General features: G+C 69.3%; 13 protein-coding genes. 4 read left to right on the forward strand and 9 right to left on the reverse strand.

Going from position 1 to position 15,726, the window contains the following annotated elements; all coding sequences use genetic code 11:
• Positions 1-469 precede the first annotated feature (469 nt).
• Positions 470-1,681, forward strand: a complete 1,212-nt coding sequence (locus OHO83_RS22550; RefSeq protein WP_389572331.1) for a mannosyltransferase family protein — start codon at positions 470-472, stop codon at positions 1,679-1,681.
• A 16-nt stretch (positions 1,682-1,697) separates the two neighbouring features.
• Here the strand turns inward: OHO83_RS22550 and OHO83_RS22555 are convergent, their stop codons facing one another.
• A complete protein-coding gene (locus OHO83_RS22555; protein ID WP_266561997.1) occupies positions 1,698-2,234 on the reverse strand; it encodes a YbjN domain-containing protein in 537 nt (178 codons plus the stop codon).
• 193 nt (positions 2,235-2,427) lie between these two features.
• Complete coding sequence (gene clpB / locus OHO83_RS22560; RefSeq protein ID WP_266672639.1) at positions 2,428-5,043, reverse strand: ATP-dependent chaperone ClpB; 2,616 nt, start codon at positions 5,041-5,043, stop codon at positions 2,428-2,430.
• Positions 5,044-5,185: 142 nt separating this feature from the next.
• Between clpB and OHO83_RS22565 the strand changes: the two genes are divergently transcribed.
• Positions 5,186-5,614 (forward strand): pyridoxamine 5'-phosphate oxidase family protein, encoded by a 429-nt coding sequence (locus OHO83_RS22565; RefSeq protein ID WP_266672637.1) that lies wholly within the window; start codon positions 5,186-5,188, stop codon positions 5,612-5,614.
• Between the two features lie 100 nt (positions 5,615-5,714).
• On the opposite strand, the gene OHO83_RS22570 is transcribed toward OHO83_RS22565, so the two are convergent.
• Positions 5,715-6,059 carry a hypothetical protein gene (locus OHO83_RS22570; protein WP_266672635.1) on the reverse strand — a complete coding sequence of 115 codons (345 nt, stop codon included), beginning with the start codon at positions 6,057-6,059 and terminating at the stop codon, positions 5,715-5,717.
• Positions 6,060-6,368: 309 nt separating this feature from the next.
• On the opposite strand from OHO83_RS22570, the gene OHO83_RS22575 reads away from it, so the two are divergent.
• Together OHO83_RS22575 and OHO83_RS22580 are read left to right on the forward strand one after the other, a co-directional pair.
• Positions 6,369-7,352 carry a helix-turn-helix transcriptional regulator gene (locus tag OHO83_RS22575; RefSeq protein WP_266672633.1) on the forward strand — a complete coding sequence of 328 codons (984 nt, stop codon included), beginning with the start codon at positions 6,369-6,371 and terminating at the stop codon, positions 7,350-7,352.
• A gap of 23 nt (positions 7,353-7,375) precedes the next feature.
• The gene (locus OHO83_RS22580; RefSeq protein WP_266672631.1) at positions 7,376-8,353 is read left to right on the forward strand and encodes a helix-turn-helix transcriptional regulator; all 978 of its coding nucleotides are present in this window, start codon (positions 7,376-7,378) and stop codon (positions 8,351-8,353) included.
• A 157-nt stretch (positions 8,354-8,510) separates the two neighbouring features.
• On the opposite strand, the gene OHO83_RS22585 is transcribed toward OHO83_RS22580, so the two are convergent.
• The 6 genes from OHO83_RS22585 to OHO83_RS22610 all read right to left on the reverse strand — a co-directional run bounded on the left by OHO83_RS22585 (position 8,511) and on the right by OHO83_RS22610 (position 15,469).
• Positions 8,511-9,638: a substrate-binding domain-containing protein gene (locus tag OHO83_RS22585; RefSeq protein ID WP_266672629.1), complete on the reverse strand. Its 1,128-nt coding sequence runs from the start codon at positions 9,636-9,638 to the stop codon at positions 8,511-8,513.
• A 392-nt stretch (positions 9,639-10,030) separates the two neighbouring features.
• Entirely contained in the window at positions 10,031-10,495 is a 465-nt protein-coding gene (locus OHO83_RS22590; RefSeq protein ID WP_116511846.1) for a heat shock protein transcriptional repressor HspR, read from the reverse strand.
• 4 nt (positions 10,496-10,499) lie between these two features.
• Positions 10,500-11,690 (reverse strand): molecular chaperone DnaJ, encoded by a 1,191-nt coding sequence (dnaJ, locus tag OHO83_RS22595; protein WP_266672627.1) that lies wholly within the window; start codon positions 11,688-11,690, stop codon positions 10,500-10,502.
• 33 nt (positions 11,691-11,723) lie between these two features.
• Positions 11,724-12,428: a nucleotide exchange factor GrpE gene (gene grpE, locus OHO83_RS22600; protein WP_266672625.1), complete on the reverse strand. Its 705-nt coding sequence runs from the start codon at positions 12,426-12,428 to the stop codon at positions 11,724-11,726.
• Positions 12,425-14,278 (reverse strand): molecular chaperone DnaK, encoded by a 1,854-nt coding sequence (gene dnaK / locus OHO83_RS22605; RefSeq protein ID WP_116511850.1) that lies wholly within the window; start codon positions 14,276-14,278, stop codon positions 12,425-12,427. The genes grpE and dnaK overlap by 4 nt, the downstream gene beginning before the upstream one ends.
• 162 nt (positions 14,279-14,440) lie before the next feature.
• A complete protein-coding gene (locus tag OHO83_RS22610) occupies positions 14,441-15,469 on the reverse strand; it encodes an MraY family glycosyltransferase (RefSeq protein ID WP_266672622.1) in 1,029 nt (342 codons plus the stop codon).
• Between the last annotated feature and the right edge of the window lie 257 nt (positions 15,470-15,726).

Consider the following 15,726-nt stretch of genomic DNA (forward strand, 5'->3'; position numbering starts at 1 on the left):
CTCCTGGAGGCCCCAACGGCTGAGATCGACAAGTCCGGTCTCGATGTCAGTCGTAGAAGTCCTCACGTCAAACTTCCCCCTGTCGGCTCCCGCTCGCGGCCCCGCGGCGCAGACCCACCTCCTTCCCATAGTGGCCCGTGGTCAGCCGCGCCGAAAGGGGCTCCGGTGGCCATCAAGGCTTGAATTGTTCGATTCATGGCCGGGGGAGGCGGCATTCGGTGCCGCGACACACCGTTGACCGGGTACTCAACTGGCGTGTCCCGTGGGGCAATTGATGCGTTCTGACGTTACGTGTCCCCGACTCGGCCACAGACACGGTTCCTCTCGCCCCCGGAACACGGTTCCTGACGGTCCGACATGGACTTCCCGGCGCCTCTTGTCACGCAGCCGCGCCGACCGTCCCCCACTCGCACCCGTGCGGACCCTCCCGGCTCGCGCGCCCCGTGAGGTGCCCGCAGGGTGCGGAGGTGTGACCCAGCAGCAACTCGGCCCGGCCTCCGCCACTGTCCCCGTCGCGGAGCCCGGCGCCGAACCACGTTCCCGCTCGGCCCGGCTCCGGGCCGCCGCCCCCCTGCTCACCGCACTCGGCCTGTTCGCCGCGGTCCGGCTCACCGGTGTCGTCGCGATGACGGTCGCCGCCTCGCTGACCGGAAAGCGTTCCGGCACCCTGCTCGGCCGGTCCTGGGACTCGCTCTGGTACCTCAGGATCGCCGCGAACGGCTACGGCCGCTCCGTCCACTACAAGCCGGGCATCATCTTCAACGACCTCGCGTTCTTCCCGCTCTACCCCGGCCTGGTCCGCGCGGTGGGGACCGTGCTCCCGCTCAGCGGCGGCGCCACGGGGATGCTCATCGCCTGGACCGCGTCCCTGGCCGCGGCGGCCGGGATCTACCTGATCGGGGTGCGCCTGCACTCGCGGCCCGTCGCCGTCTTCATGGTCCTGCTGTGGGGGCTGCTGCCGCACTCCGTGATCCTCACGATGGCGTACACCGAGCCGCTGCTCACCGCCTTCGCCGCCTGGTCCCTGTACGCGGTCCTGACCGGCCGGTGGATCTGGGCGGGCACGCTCGCCTCGCTGGCCGGGGTGTCCCGTCCCAACGGCTTCGCGGTCGCCGCCGCGGTCCTCGTCGCGGCGGCGTACGAGGTGATCCACAACCGCGGCAGAAACGTTTCCCACAGGCTGTGGACAGGCGCCGCGATCGCCCCGCTCGGCTGGACCGGCTACGTCCTGTGGGTCGGCGTCCAAAGAGGCGATCCGCTCGGCGGCTACTTCGCCGTGCAGCGGGACTGGGGCTCGCGCTTCGACTTCGGCGTCGGCGCGCTGCGCGTCGTACGGCATCTGCTGCTCCAGGGCGACCGCTTCGTCTTCCCCGTGACGCTCCTGATCGTCGCCTCCGCGGTGCTGCTGTTCGCGCTGCTCATCGCCGAGCGGGCGGCCCCGCTGCCGCTCATCGTCTACAGCGGCGTACTCCTGCTCGTCGCGCTCGGCGGCGCCGGCTTCTTCCCGTCCAAGCCGCGCTTCCTGCTGCCCGCGTTCCCCCTGCTGCTGCCGCTGGCCCTGGCACTGGCACGAACGGCGAAAGCCCGGCCGCGCAGCGCCCTTCTGGTGATGGGCGCCCTGGCCGGGCTCTCACTTGCGTACGGGACGTATCTGGTCGCGTACGCGCACAGGCCCCTGTGATCGGCTGCTGACGTGCCTACTCGTCGTCGGACGGCTTCTCGTCGTCGGCGGAGTCCACGGCCTGCTCCAGGCCGAGCTGCTCGACCAGCCAGCGGTCGAACTCGATGGCGGCGCGCACCCAGCTGACCGTCGAGGACACGAAGTGCTCCAGGCTGACGCCCGTGCCGATGAGCATCTGCGCCTCACCGATGAGGCGGACCGTGCCGTCGTCGTGGGTGTGGCTGTAGACCTTGGGCCACAGGGTGCGGCGGTTCCAGTCGTCGATGGTCTCGAGGAGCGCCGGCTTGGTCTCGAGGTCGTGCGGGCGGTCGTAGAACGTCCGCACCGAGAAGACCTGCTGGTCGTCCTCGCCGCGGAACATGAAGTACGTGCGGAACTCCTCCCACGGAGCCGCGAGGTCACCCTCTTCGTCGAGGACGTACTTGAGCTCCATCTGCTCGAGGAGCTGCTTGACGAGGTCCTGATCGGGGACGACGGGGCCCGCCGGTCCTGAGCCCTGCGGCTGCTGGGGCTGTCCCCCGAAATTCGGAATCGAGGACGGGTCGATGCTCACGTGCTTGGTCCCTTCGTACGGATTCCGCCATCCTCCCCCATGGCGGGTGGGAAGTGACAACCCCCGACCGGTTGGATCGGACCGAGTTCCGGCACCGGCGTGACCGGATCACCCCCGCGGAGCAGCGGCCCCGCCGCCCGTCCTCCCGAGCGGCAGGGCACCGAGCCGGTCCGGCATCGGCGTTCGCCTCGCGCTACAGCGTCTTTCCGGTGGCCGGGCCCACGATCAGGCCGTCGCCGAAGAAGTCCACGCGGACCGTGTCGCCGTCGGTCACCTCGCCGGAGAGGATCTCCTTCGCGAGCCGGTCACCGATCGCGGTCTGCACGAGCCGGCGCAGCGGGCGCGCGCCGTACGCGGGGTCGTTGCCCTCGTCGGCGAGCCAGGCCAGGGCCGCGTCGGAGACGTCCAGGGTGAGCCGACGCTCGGCGAGCCGCTTCGCGAGCCTGCCGATCTGCAGCTTCGCGATCCGCTCCAGCTCCTGCCTGTTCAGCGCGGAGAAGACGACGAGGTCGTCGAGCCGGTTGATGAACTCGGGCTTGAACGACGCCCGTACGACCTCCAGGACCTGCTGCTTCTTCTGCTCCTCACTCGTCGTCGGCTCCACCAGGCTGTGTCCGCTCAGGAACTGACTGCCGAGGTTCGAGGTGAGCACGAGAATCGTGTTGCGGAAGTCGACCGTGCGGCCCTGACCGTCCGTGAGACGGCCGTCGTCGAGCACCTGGAGCAGGACGTCGAAGACCTCCGGGTGCGCCTTCTCGACCTCGTCGAGCAGGACGACGCTGTACGGACGCCTGCGCACCGCCTCGGTGAGCTGACCGCCCTCCTCGTACCCGACGTAGCCGGGAGGGGCGCCGACAAGACGCGCCACGGAGTGCTTCTCTCCGTACTCGCTCATGTCGATGCGGATCATGGCCCGCTCGTCGTCGAACAGGAAGTCGGCGAGTGCCTTGGCCAGTTCGGTCTTGCCGACGCCGGTCGGGCCGAGGAACAGGAAGGATCCGGTCGGCCGGTCGGGGTCGGCGATCCCGGCGCGGGTGCGGCGCACGGCGTCGGACACCGCCCGTACGGCCTCGGTCTGGCCGATCAGGCGCTTGCCGAGCTCGTCCTCCATGCGCAGCAGCTTCTGCGTCTCGCCCTCCAGGAGCCGCCCGGCCGGAATGCCGGTCCAGGCCGCCACCACGTCCGCGATGTCGTCCGGGCCGACCTCGTCCTTGACCATCGTGTCGGCCTTGGACGCCTCCTCCTCTTCCTCCGTGGCGGCCTCCAAGTCCCTTTCCAGGGTGGGGATCTCGCCGTAGAGGAGCTTGGACGCGGTGTCGAAGTCGCCGTCGCGCTGGGCGCGCTCGGCCTGGCCGCGCAGCTCGTCGAGCTTCTCCTTCAGCTCACCGACGCGGTTGAGGGACTGCTTCTCCTTCTCCCAGCGGGCGGTGAGGCCGCGCAGCTCCTCCTCCTTGTCGGCGAGGTCGCGCCGCAGCTTCTCCAGGCGCTGCTTGCTGGCCGGATCCGTCTCCTTGGACAGGGCCAGCTCCTCCATCCTCAGCCGGTCGACGGCGCGCTGGAGTTCGTCGATCTCGACGGGCGACGAGTCGATCTCCATGCGCAGCCGGGACGCCGCCTCGTCCACGAGGTCGATGGCCTTGTCCGGCAGGAAGCGGGAGGTGATGTACCGGTCGGAGAGCGACGCGGCGGCGACGAGCGCGCTGTCGGCGATCTGGACCTTGTGGTGGGCCTCGTACCGGCCCTTGAGCCCGCGCAGGATCGCGATCGAGTCCTCGACCGTCGGCTCGGCGACCAGCACCTGCTGGAAGCGGCGCTCCAGGGCCGGGTCCTTCTCGATCCGCTCGCGGTACTCGTCGAGCGTGGTCGCGCCGACCATGCGCAGCTCGCCGCGCGCGAGCATCGGCTTCAGCATGTTGCCCGCGTCCATGGAGGAGTCGCCGCCCGCGCCGGCCCCGACGACCGTGTGCAGCTCGTCGATGAACGTGATGACCTGCCCCTCGCTCGCCTTGATCTCGGAGAGGACGGTCTTGAGGCGCTCCTCGAACTCACCGCGGTACTTCGCGCCGGCGACCATCGCGCCCAGGTCCAGCGAGACGAGCCGCTTGTCCTTGAGCGACTCCGGCACGTCCCCCTTCACGATGCGCTGGGCGAGGCCCTCGACGACGGCGGTCTTGCCGACACCGGGCTCACCGATCAGGACGGGGTTGTTCTTCGTACGGCGGGACAGCACCTGCACCACACGCCGGATCTCCTGATCGCGCCCGATGACAGGGTCGAGCCTGCCCTCGCGCGCGGCGGCGGTGAGATCGGTGCCGAACTTCTCCAGGGCCTTGTACTGGCCCTCGGGGTCGGGTGTGGTCACCCGGCGCCCTCCCCTGCTCTTCTCGAAGGCGGCGAGCAGCTTCTTGGCGCTCGCCCCCTGTTCCGTCAGTACGTCGGCGACAGTGCCGCCCTTCGCGGCGATGCCGATGAGCAGATGCTCGGTGGAGAGGTACTCGTCCCCGAGCTCCTTCGCGCGCTGCTCCGCGTCGGCGATGACCGCCAGCAGGTCCCGGTTGGGCCCGGGCGGCGCGACGGTCGAGCCGGTCACGCTGGGCAGCGCGCCGAGGACCCGCTCGGCCCCGGACCGCACGGCGGCCTGATCGGCTTCGACGGCCGTCAGCAGGTCCGTGATGTTCTCGTTCTCCTGGCCCTCGAGAAGCGCCAGGAGCAGATGCGCGGGGGTCAGATCCGCGTGCCCCGCGGACACGGCCCGACTGGTGGCCGCGTTGATCGCGTCCCGGCTCCGGTTCGTCAGCTCGGCGTCCACGTGCGCACTCTCCTCCTGTACGTCTGCCTCTCCAGCACACTGACCCTGCCAGCATACACAAAGTTGAGTCGATTCCACTCAAGGGTGCGCGTCGGGTATCCCGGGGCGGGATATGTCCTGGAACGGGGATATCTTCCGGAGCATGGCCAAGCGGAACGACCCCCTGAACCCCGACCCGACCTTCCTCGGCTTCTGGAGGGAACGGCACCTGTGCACGCTGACGACCCTGCGCCCCGACGGCACCCCGCACGTGGTGCCGGTCGGCGTCACGTACGACCCCGAGGCGGGTCTGGCGCGGGTGATCGCGAACAAGGCGAGCGCGAAGGTGTCGCACGTGCTCGCGGGGTCCGCGGCACAGGAGGGCGGGGCCCGGGTCGCGGTCTGCCAGGTCGACGGCCGGCGCTGGGCGACCCTCGAAGGGCTCGCGGTGGTCCGTACGGAGCCGGACCGCGTCGCGGAGGCGGTACGCCGGTACGCGGAGCGCTACGAGCGCGTGCCCGCGCCGAATCCGGACCGGGTCGCCATCGAGATCACACTGACGCGGGCGACAGGCAACGGGACCCCGTCGTGACAGCCGCACAAAGCTGCAGCGGCGCCACCGTGTTCAGGTCCACGGTGGCGCCGCTGCGGGGGGAAGCACCTGCGCGATCTACAACGACGGGGGAATCGCGTCAGGCACTGCGGGGGGTGGCTGAGGTGGTACGCGGAACTTCCGGTCCCGCCTCCCGGACCAGCTGGTGGTCACGCTGGTCGAGGTTGACGAAGACCATTCCGTATCTGACGGCGCACCGCACGGGCTGTGGGGCACCCCGAGGGCGGCGAAGACACCGGTAGGCCCGGATCTCGTCGTCGTCGAACTCGTCCCGCACGACGACGATCGGCTCGCCGAACAGGGTGACCATCAACGAATCGCCGCGATGGGGAATCGCCGTGGCGAGGTCGATGAAATGCCACCCGGACCGGTAGGCCGTCGCCATCTCACGGCGAAATGTTCTGTCGTCGGGCGGAGTGGTCATGCGGCCGCGTCCACGGGAGCGACACTCCAGGAAAGATCCGGAGGCGCGATGTTCTTGGCGGCGGACACGTGAGTGGCGGGTGTGCCACTCCAGGAGAGGTCCTGGGTGCTGAGCACACCGAAAGCCAAACCGGCGGAGAAGGCAACAGCCATCACCGAGCGAAGCATTCTCTTGCACATAGTGGGCTTCGTCCTCACTTCCATGGCTTCTCTCCCCCGACTCACTAGACGATGGCTCATTCGGCCATCCAAACACCACAGCATCGATGCATCATGTTCCTGCACGTTCAGGACCCTGGGGGGTGGATCTATGACCACGAATGACGCACATCGGACACATCCTCATGCCACGACTGAACTGTGCGACGAGGGCAGGCGGTTGTACGCCAGTGCTCTGCGTTCCGGACGCATCGCCCGAAGCGAAGTGACGGCCGCTCCCTGCCTGATGGATTTCGCCCTTCTCCACCCAGACCCGGATGACGCCGGCTGGCTCCGCCCGGTTCCTCCCGCCGCCGCCCTGGCACAGCGCCTCCACCCCATCGAACGGGAAATCCAGGAGCGACGAAGCCTGGCGGTCGAACTGACCGATTACTTCGAGCCATTCATGGCCATCAGTGCGCAGGATCTGCCCACGACGCACGCCGTCACCGTGCTCGAAGGTATCAACAGGATCAATTCGGCCATCGAACTCGCCATCGCCGAGTGCCAGTCCGAGATCCTCACGGTCCAGCCCGGCGGCGGGCGCAGCGAGCACTCCCTGACGGAGGCACTCGAGCGGGGCCAGGCGGTCATCGCGCGCGGCATCACCATGCGCACGCTCTACCAGCACACGGCCCGGCACAGTCAGGGAACCCTCGTGTACGCCGAGCACATGGCCAAGGGCAACGTGGAGATACGCACCCTCGAGGAACTCATAGAGCGGCTGATGGTCTTCGACCGGACCGTCGCGTTCATACCGGTCCCCGGAGAGCATCCGGTCGCCCTGGAACTCCGCCATCCGGGCCTCGTCGAATACCTGGCCAAGGTCTTCGAGCAACTGTGGCGCCGCGCGGTCCCCCTCCTGGAGGAGACCCCCTACGCGCCCCCGACCGACGGCATCACCGGGGTCCAGCGGTCGATCGCCAAGCTGCTGATCGAAGGCCACGTGGACGAGGCCATCGCCCGCCGCCTGGGCATGAACGTACGCACCTGCAGAGCCCACATCGCCAAGCTCGCGGCCGCGCTGGGCAGCGGAAGCCGCGCACAACTCGGCTTTCTCATAGCGCAGTCCGGCATCCTCGACCAGGATCACTGAATGTCGACCGAGGAGAGCCACACGTGACCGCCGAGGCCCACACTCACGGAGCCGAGGAGTTGTGCGCCGCCGGTACGGAGCTCTACTCCCGGGCCCTGCGCGAGGGCCGCGTGAAGGACGAAGAGGCCGCGGCCGTGCCGTGCCTCCTCGACTTCGGGCTGCTGCGCGCGGATCCGGACGACTCCCGGTGGCAGCGCCCCGTGCCGCCCTCCGTGGCCCTGCCGGGCCTGCTGGGGGGCATCGAGGACGAGATCGCGCACCAGCGGCACCGGGAGGCGAAACTGGCCAAGGCGTTCGCACCGCTCATGGCGCTCGACGCCGAGCGGGCGTCCTTTCAGAACTCACCGATGATCCATGTGCTGCTGGGGTTCCAGCGGATCAACGACGCCATCGGCGAAGCCAGCGCGGTCGCCACCCAGGAGCTCCTCACCATCCAGCCCGGGGGCGGGCGCCCTCCCGCCGGCCTTGCCGCGGCCCGCCCGATCGAGCAGGAACTCCTCGCCCGGGGATGCCGGATGCGCACCCTCTACCAGCACACCTCGCGGCATTCCCCCGCCGTGCTGGCCCACTACGAACAGCTGCGCGGCGACGTGGCGGTCCGCACCCTCGACGAGGTCACCGAGCGCCTCGTCCTGCTCGACCGGACCGTCGCGTTCATCCCGGCCAACACGGACCGCACCGTGGCCCTGGAGATACGCCACCCCGCCCTCATCTCGTACCTCGTGACGACGTTCGAGCGGCTGTGGCGGCTGGCCACGCCCATGTTCCCCGTGGCCGCGCAGCAGCCCCCGGCCAGGGACGGCGTGACCTCCCGCCAGCTGACCATCGCCGCCCTGCTCATCGAGGGCCACACGGACGCCGTCATCGCCGAACGCCTCGGCATGAACATCCGCACCGTCCGCGTCCACATCGCCAAGCTCGCCAGCACGCTCGGCAGCGACAGCCGGGCCCAACTGGGCTATCTCATCGGCCAGTCCGGGATGCTGGAACAGGACCGCTGACCTCCGCGGAAGGATCCTCCGGCCCCCGAACGGGCACAGCGGATCTCCGCACAACCCTTCGACCTCCGGCCGGCCAACAACACGGCCGAGTTCACGGTCTCCGGCAGCTGATCCGGCACGGCGCTCCGGACCGAGGGGCGCCGTGCCGTCCGCCGGCCTACTTCAGCCCGACCCGCGCGCAGTCCGCCGTGTACTTCGCCGTGCAGATGTCCCCGACCTTGTAGATCCCGTCCCTGACCACCGTCGACTTGATGTTGCTCTGCGTCATCGGGACGACCTGGACCAGGAGCGACGGCACGTTCGGGGTGGTGGGGCTGTCGACGCGGTCCTTCGCGAGCGCGTTGAACTCGATGTCGCGCTGCTGCGCGAAGAGGACCGCCATCTGCGCGGCGGTGGAGGCCTCTTCGGGATACGGCTTGTAGACCGTCATGTACTGGTCGCCCGACACGATGCGCTGGACGGCGGCGAGCTCGGCGTCCTGGCCGGTCACCGGCGGGAGGTCGGTGACACCGGCGGCCTTGAGCGCGGCGATGATGCCGCCGGCCATGCCGTCGTTCGCGGAGTAGACACCGGCGATGTTCTGCGCGCCGACGGCCTGGATGGCGGCTGCCATGTTGGCCCGCGCGTTCTCCGGCTTCCAGTCCTTGGTGTCGTACGACTTCGAGATCGTCACCTGGTCCTTGAGCTCGGCCAGGGCGCCGTCCTTGTAGAGCGCGGCGTTCGGGTCGGTGACCGAGCCGTTCATCATGACGATCCGGCTGTTCTTGGACGCCTTGCTGCCCAGGGCCTTGAGGAGCGCCATGCCCTGCACATGGCCGACCTGGTCGCTGTCGAACGACACATAGCCGTCGACGGGGCCCTCGGCCAGACGGTCGTAGGCGATGACCGGGATGTTCGCGTCCTTGGCCTTCTTGACCGATCCCGCGATGGACTTGGAGTCGACCGCGTCGAGGATCAGTACGTCGACCCGGTCGGCGATCATCTGGTCGACCTGTCTCTCCTGGCGCTTCGCGTTCTGTTCCGCGTTGGCGTAGAGGACCCTGCCCTTGCCGCTGGTGAGGTCCTCGACCTCCTTCTTGATGTGCGGATAGTCGAACTTCTCGTAGCGCGCGGTCTCCTTCTCCGGCAGGAGGACGCCGATCTTCAGGTCCTGGTTCTGCCGGGCGGACGCCCTGCCCGCGGAGTCGCTCTCCGGCTCGAGCCAGCTGCTCCCGCACCCGGTGAGGGCCACGGCCATGGCGGACGCCACGCCGACAAAGGCGGCGCGCTTCGTACGCGGATTCACTTTCCATACCTCCCTGAAGTGACCGCGTCGTTGCGGCCGAGGTGGCTGGAAGCCAACTCGGCCTGAATCGCAGCGTCAAGAGGTGAATCCGTAACGACTCGTAATCGGGTCCGTGCGTTCCGGAGGTGAACCCGCCCATACTCGGGGTAACCCCAGTAGCCGCACCAGTCCCGGCCCCCGCAGCCCTCCCGCGCCGGTCCGCCCAGTGAGCAAACTCACTGTTCGAACACATGACCTCCGTGCCGTCTTCACCAGCTCTGACCAGCCTGTGCGCACCCGAAGCCCACCCGAAAACGCACGGGAAGGCGCACAGGAAGGCGCATACGAAAGGGGCCGGGAGGTTCTCACCTCCCGGCCCCTTTCACACCGGCTTCACAACCCGCTCGCCCGGGCTATTCGGACGACCGCTTGGGCCGCCAGACGACCAGCGCGCTCGTCTGCTGGACCTCCTGGTACGGGACCAGGTCCCGCCGGTAGGAGGCGTGGACGGCCGCCTCGCGCTGCTGCATCGCCGCCGCGGCGCCCTCGACCGCCGTCGAGAGTTCCGCGACCCGCTGCTGAAGCGCCGCGACCTGATTCTCCAGTTCGATGATGCGCTTGATGCCCGCGAGGTTGATGCCCTCGTCCTGCGACAGCTGCTGCACCTGGCGGAGCAGTTCGATGTCGCGGGCCGAGTAGCGCCGGCCGCGGCCCGCCGTGCGGTCCGGGGAGACCAGGCCGAGACGGTCGTACTGGCGCAGGGTCTGCGGATGCAGCCCGCTGAGCTGGGCGGCCACCGAGATGACATAGACCGGAGTCTCGTCGGTCAGCTCGTAGGCCCTGCCAACAAAGGAACTCTGTCGTCGACGGCCGTCCATACGCTCATGCTCCCTTCGCGGCCTGGAACAGTTCTGCCCGCGGATCGCTGTCCGCAGTCGCCTTCCGGTACGCCTCGAGAGCGTCCTTCGCGATGTCGGTCAGATCCGTGGGGACCGAGACCTCCACCGTGACGAGCAGATCGCCACGGGTGCCGTCCTTGCGGACAGCGCCCTTGCCACGGGCCCGCATCGTCCGCCCGTTGGGCGTCCCCGGGGGCAGTTTGAGCGTGACCGGGGGCCCGCCGAGCGTGGGGACCTTGACCTCGCCCCCGAGCGCGGCCTCCGGGAAGCTGACCGGCACCGTGACCGTGAGGTTGTCGCCCTTGCGGCCGAAGACCGGGTGGGAGTCCACGTGCACGACCACGTACAGGTCGCCCGCGGGACCGCCGCGCTCGCCGGGGGCTCCCTTGCCGCGCAGCCGGATGCGCTGGTTGTCCGAGACGCCGGCCGGGATGCGGACCTGCATCGTCCGGGAGGACTTCGCACGGCCCGAGCCCTTGCAGACCTCACAGGGTGTCTCCGCGATCAGGCCGCGGCCCTTGCAGTCCACACACGGGTCGGTCAGCGAGAAACCGCCGCCGCCACCGCGCGAGACCTGGCCCGTGCCGACGCAGGTCGGGCACACGCGCGGTGTGCCGTTCTTGTCGCCGGTACCGGAACAGGCCTTGCAGGGCGCCTGCGACGACATGCGCAGCGGCACCGTCGCCCCGTCGACCGCCTCGGTGAAACTGAGAGTGACCTCGGACTCGATGTCCTGGCCGCGGCGCGGCTGCGTGCGCGTGCCGGTGCCCGCGCCGCCCCGGTTGAACAGGCCGCCGAAGACGTCCCCGAGCCCGCCGCCGAACCCGCCGGCACCCCCAGCCGTACCGCCCTGGGGGCCGCCTCCGAAGAGGTCGCCCAGGTCGAAGTTGAAGGTGCCGCCGCCGGCCCCGCCCGGCCCCGGACGGAATCCGCCGTTGCCGAACAGGGCGCGCGCCTCGTCGTACTCCTTGCGCTTCTTGGGGTCGCCGAGGACGTCGTTCGCCTCGGAGATCTCCTTGAAGCGCTCCTCCGCCTTGAGGTTGCCCTTGTTGGCGTCGGGGTGGTTCTCACGGGCGAGCTTGCGGTACGCCTTCTTGATCTCGGCGTCGGTGGCGTCCTTGGGGACGCCGAGGACCTTGTAGTAGTCCTTCTCGATGAAGTCCTTCGTGCTCATCCTCGACGTCCCTCCTCTCGCTGCTTACTGACGTCAGCCCTCGTCCGGGCCACCGCTCTCCTTGTCGTCGGCGGCAGCCGATTCCCCGCCCTTGGAGGACTCGCCCTTGGCCGGCTGGGCCCCGGGCTGCGGCTCGGCCACCGCCACCCGCGCGGGGCGGATGGTGCGCTCGCCGATCCGGTAGCCCGGCTGCAGGATCGCGACGCAGGTCGTCTCGGTGACGTCCGGCGCGTACGAGTGCATCAGGGCCTCGTGGATCGTCGGGTCGAAGGGCTCGCCCTCCTTGCCGAACTGCTGGAGCCCCATCTTGGCGGCAACCATCTCGAGCGACTCGGCGACCGACTTGAAGCCGCCGACCAGCTCTCCGTGCTCACGGGCACGGCCGATGTCGTCGAGTACGGGGAGGAGCTCGGTCAGGAGGCCCGCGACCGCGATCTCCTTGACCGTGACCCGGTCCCGCTCCACCCGGCGACGGTAGTTCTGGTACTCGGCCTGGAGCCGCTGGAGGTCCGCGGTGCGCTCGCCGAGCGCCATGCGTACCTGGTCCAGCTGGGCCGTCAGGCCTACGTTCTGAACCGCCGAAGCGGCTCCTGCCGATGCTGCTGCGTCCCCGGCCGGGGCCGCCCCCTCACCCTTGTCGGGCGAGGGAGCGGCCTTCGGCTCGGCGTCGTCGGGGGTGGCGCCGGAAGGGACGTCAGGCTCGTCGCTCTCGCTGAAGCCCGGGGTCTCCTCCGTCACGCGGCACCGTCCTTGCGGTCCTCGTCGACGATCTCGGCGTCGACGACGTCGTCGTCAGCGGCCTTCTGCCCGTCGCCCGGGGCGCCGGCCTCGGGACCGCCGGCGGCCTGCGCGCCCTGGGCGTCGGCGTACATGGCCTGGCCCAGCTTCTGCGAGACGGCGGCGACCTTCTCGGTGGCGGTGCGGATCTCGGCCGTGTCCTCGCCCTTGAGCTTCTCCTTCAGCTCGGTGAGCGACTCCTCGACCTCGGTCTTGACCTCGCCGGGGACCTTGTCCTCGTTGTCCTTGAGGAACTTCTCCGTCTGGTAGACGAGCTGCTCGCCCTGGTTGCGCGTCTCGGCGGCCTCGCGGCGACGGTGGTCCTCGTCCGCGTACTGCTCGGCCTCCTGGCGCATCCGGTCGACCTCGTCCTTCGGCAGCGAGGAGCCGCCGGTGACGGTCATCTTCTGCTCCTTGCCCGTGCCCAGGTCCTTCGCGGTCACGTGCATGATGCCGTTGGCGTCGATGTCGAAGGCGACCTCGATCTGCGGGACACCACGCGGGGCCGGCGGCAGACCGGTGAGCTCGAACATCCCGAGCTTCTTGTTGTACGCCGCGATCTCGCGCTCGCCCTGGTAGACCTGGATCTGCACGGACGGCTGGTTGTCCTCGGCCGTCGTGAAGATCTCGGAACGCTTGGTCGGGATCGTGGTGTTGCGCTCGATGAGCTTCGTCATGATCCCTCCCTTGGTCTCGATACCGAGGGACAGCGGGGTCACGTCGAGGAGCAGGACGTCCTTGACCTCACCCTTGAGGACACCGGCCTGCAGGGCGGCGCCGATGGCGACGACCTCGTCCGGGTTGACACCCTTGTTGGCGTCCTGGCCGCCGGTCAGCTCCTTGACGAGCTCCGCGACGGCGGGCATACGGGTCGAGCCACCGACGAGAACGACGTGGTCGATCTCGGAGAGCTGGATGCCCGCGTCCTTGATGACGTTGTGGAACGGCGTCTTGCAGCGCTCCAGCAGGTCGGACGTGAGCTGCTGGAACTGGGCGCGCGTGAGCTTCTCGTCCAGGTGCAGCGGGCCCTCGGCGGACGCCGTGATGTAGGGCAGGTTGATCGTGGTCTCGGTCGAGGACGAGAGCTCGATCTTCGCCTTCTCGGCGGCCTCGCGCAGGCGCTGGAGCGCCATCTTGTCCTTGGACAGGTCCACGCCGTGGCCGTTGTTGAACTGCTTGACCAGGTAGTCGACGACGCGCTGGTCCCAGTCGTCACCACCGAGGTGGTTGTCGCCGTTCGTGGCCTTCACCTCGACGACGCCGTCGCCGATCTCGAGGAGCGACACGTCGAAGGTGCCGCCACCGAGGTCGAAGACGAGGATGGTCTGGTCGTCCTTGTCGAGACCGTAGGCCAGGGCGGCGGCCGTCGGCTCGTTGACGATGCGCAGGACGTTCAGACCGGCGATCTCGCCGGCCTCCTTCGTCGCCTGGCGCTCGGAGTCGTTGAAGTACGCCGGGACGGTGATGACCGCGTCCGCGACCTTCTCGCCCAGGTACGCCTCGGCGTCGCGCTTCAGCTTCTGCAGGATGAAGGCGCTCATCTGCTGCGGGTTGAAGCTCTTGCCGTCGATCTCGATCTTCCAGTCAGTGCCCATGTGGCGCTTGACCGAACGGATCGTCCTGTCGACGTTGGTGACCGCCTGGCGCTTCGCGACCTCTCCGACGAGCACCTCACCGTTCTTGGCGAAGGCGACGACGGACGGCGTGGTCCTGGCGCCCTCGGCGTTGGTGATGACGGTGGGCTCGCCGCCTTCGAGAACGCTGACGACGGAGTTAGTCGTGCCCAGGTCGATGCCGACCGCACGTGCCATTTCAATTCCTCCAGCATGACTACTTGAGTGGATCTGGCTCAAGGATGCATGACGACCGCTGTTCGGTCAACAGAGCTGAGTCGAGCCGACTCAACTTTTATGTGGCCCTTATGGGCAGTCAGGCTATCCGTGCAGGTCAGCCACTACGCCGAGGCCTCGTCACTACCGTGCGACGTCCACCACAGCGGTCCGTACGGGCCGGTGGCCGCGCCGCCGCACCCCGTAGACCGGCACCCGCAGCAGCCCGGCGACCGACCCGGCCACCGCGCAGACCAGCCACAGCGCGGCCGACGGGCCCAGCGTCCCGTCGTGCAGCAGGAGCGCGGTCACCGCACCGGCGAGCGAGGCGACACCGAGCACCACCGCCACGCCCGTCTGGGTGAGGCCGAGCCGGCGGAGCCGGTGGGCGATGTGGTCCGCGCCGCCCTGGAACAGAGTCCGCCCCGCGCGCCGCCGCGACACCGCCACCAGGGCCGCGTCCGCGGTCACCACGACCGTCATGGCGAAGAGCGAGCCCGCACCGGGGAGCGCCTCGTGGCCCGCGTTGACCAGGACCGCCGCGCACGCGAGGAAGAAGCCCGTGAACAGGGCCCCGCAGCCCCCCAGGTGCATCCGCGCGGGGTGCCAGTTGTGCATGAGGAACCCGGTGAGCGCCGCCGCGAGCACCCCGAGGAGCGCGGCGAGCGGGCCGAGCCCTCCGGCGGCGGCGCAGGCGCTCAGGCCGAGCGCGGTCACGACGGCGACGGTGCCGAGCGCCCCGTCCGAGGTGTCGATGAGCCGGCAGGCGTTGGCGACGAAGACGATCCACAGGACGGCCAACGCGCCTACGAGGAACCCGAGTTGAGCGGCGTGCACGACGAAGGACGCCGCCCCCGCCTCGACGACGACGCGGGCCCGCGCCCCCACCGGGCGCACATCGTCGAGGAACCCGAGCGCGGCGACGGCCCCGGCCGCGATCAGCAGCGTGAGCGCGCCGGAGTCGAGCGGGGCGACTCCGGTCGAGGCTCCGACCGTGGTGACGGCGGCCGTCACCACGGCGACGGCGAGGCCTCCCAGGCGCGGCGTCCGCCGCCCCGCGCGGCCGATCCGCCGGACGGTGAATCCGGTGCGCAGGGCGACGCGACGCAGCAGGACGGTGAGGGCGGAGGCCGCCAGCAGGGCGGTCGCGGCGGCGGCGATCCCGTAGGACACGGCGGACGTCCCGTCAGCTCGGTTTGCGGTATCGGGGTGACACCGGAGGGGCACGCCCGGCCGGAGACCTTCATAAGCTAGTCGCTTATGTCGCAATATGGGGTGAATAACACGATTTGCTTTCGCTGTCGACCGAGGGTTGCCTCAGCGACGCAGATCACCGCCCGGCTGGCTACAGTGCGGCCACACAAGTGGGTAGTCTCAGCATGGACTGAAATAAGTTACCGCTTAGTAATCGCTGAATATCCACCCTCGCA

This window comes from Streptomyces sp. NBC_00569 (assembly GCF_036345255.1).
Taxonomy (GTDB): domain Bacteria; phylum Actinomycetota; class Actinomycetes; order Streptomycetales; family Streptomycetaceae; genus Streptomyces.

Excerpts from the sequence above, each read along its gene's own strand:
- OHO83_RS22565 (WP_266672637.1), top strand. The coding sequence starts at position 5,186 with ATGGCCAAGCGGAACGACCCCCTGAACCCCGACCCGACCTTCCTCGGC.
- dnaJ (WP_266672627.1), bottom strand. The coding sequence starts at position 11,690 with ATGAGCACGAAGGACTTCATCGAGAAGGACTACTACAAGGTCCTCGGC.
- dnaK (WP_116511850.1), bottom strand. The coding sequence starts at position 14,278 with ATGGCACGTGCGGTCGGCATCGACCTGGGCACGACTAACTCCGTCGTC.
- OHO83_RS22570 (WP_266672635.1), bottom strand. The coding sequence starts at position 6,059 with ATGACCACTCCGCCCGACGACAGAACATTTCGCCGTGAGATGGCGACG.
- OHO83_RS22575 (WP_266672633.1), top strand. The coding sequence starts at position 6,369 with ATGACCACGAATGACGCACATCGGACACATCCTCATGCCACGACTGAA.
- OHO83_RS22590 (WP_116511846.1), bottom strand. The coding sequence starts at position 10,495 with ATGGACGGCCGTCGACGACAGAGTTCCTTTGTTGGCAGGGCCTACGAG.